2 protein-coding genes are annotated in these 1,220 nt (G+C 37.8%); both read left to right on the forward strand.

The window, feature by feature from the left end; genetic code table 11:
• Positions 1–205 precede the first annotated feature (205 nt).
• Positions 206–448: a YozE family protein gene (locus ACFVSH_RS26820; RefSeq protein ID WP_260288131.1), complete on the forward strand. Its 243-nt coding sequence runs from the start codon at positions 206–208 to the stop codon at positions 446–448.
• A gap of 14 nt (positions 449–462) precedes the next feature.
• A partial coding sequence (locus ACFVSH_RS26825) for a PDC sensor domain-containing protein (protein ID WP_483878317.1) occupies positions 463–1,220 on the forward strand: 758 nt, incomplete at its 3' end.

The raw sequence follows: 1,220 nt of genomic DNA on the forward strand, positions 1-1,220 counted from the left end.
CTTTAAAAGGATGTAATCAATATGGAATGAGTACGATATCTAAGTGTAATTCCGTAATATAACGAATGCATTTTGTGTTGAAAAATCATGAACTTCTTAAAATGAGGAAGAAAAAACCAAATTGATTTTTAAAAAAGTGGACGGAAGCGAAAGTTTCCGATATATTAAAGCAGAAATCATAGTTATTTTAGGGGGGCTCGACATAATGAGACCATTTTATTTATATTTAATGAAATTTCGACAACCGAAGGAAATGGATGCTATCACTAAATTTGCCAATCATGCCTATGAGGATCATGGTTTCCCAAAACAATCGACAGATTATAATGAACTGAGCAGTTATTTAGAATTGAATGCAGACTATCTCGAAAGTATGTCCGTATTCGATCAAGCTTGGGAACAGTATGTCCAAATAGAAGAAGGGCTCTTATTGGGAGATCAGGAATAGGGAGGATCGGAAGGATGTTTAAAAGCCTTCAAACCCGAATTTTGCTTTTTTCTTTACTTATTGCAAGTGTGCCTCTTCTGATATTGGGAATCATATCCTATGGATCACAACGTTCCCTTCTGGAGAAGGAAGCAAGAAATGCCCTGAATGCAGGTTCACTGAATATGGTAAATGAAACATATAGCTATTTGAACGAACGGGTCAGTGATGTGAAGTTTATGAGTGCAAATTCGGTAATCATCAATCCTGGCCATTCAAGAGAAGAGGAGTCAGATGAACTAAGAAAGTTTATTGATGCAAAAGGAAATTATTACGGTGTTTTGCATTTGGATATGGAAGGCAATGTCATTGCAGATACATCTAATAAAATGATCGGGGACAACCTCGCGAAGAGAATATGGTTCAAAGAGGCCATAGAAGGTCATGAATTCCTTTCAGACGTTTATAAAACCAGGGCATTCTCAGAACCCATAATGGTTCTAAGTGCGCCAGTATATGATGATGCAGGGAAAATGATCGGAGTCGTATCTCCAGCTTTCCGATTAAAAGGGCTTTGGGAGATGATGGAGAAAAAGGCTAATGAAATCAGCGATAAATATCCAGTGAACTTTTTCATGATCAATCAAGAAGGCATCTTGATTTCGAAAAAAGACCCGCATGGCCTCATGCAGGGTTCTGCCTTGAAAGAATTGGGATTAACGAAAGGGAAGCTGATGGAAGCTTCGTTGTCGGATGATTTGTACAGTTCGGAGAATGGTGAAAAAATATATTC

The sequence above is a fragment of the Peribacillus sp. NPDC058002 genome (assembly GCF_042886655.1).
GTDB lineage: Bacteria > Bacillota > Bacilli > Bacillales > DSM-1321 > Peribacillus > Peribacillus aracenensis.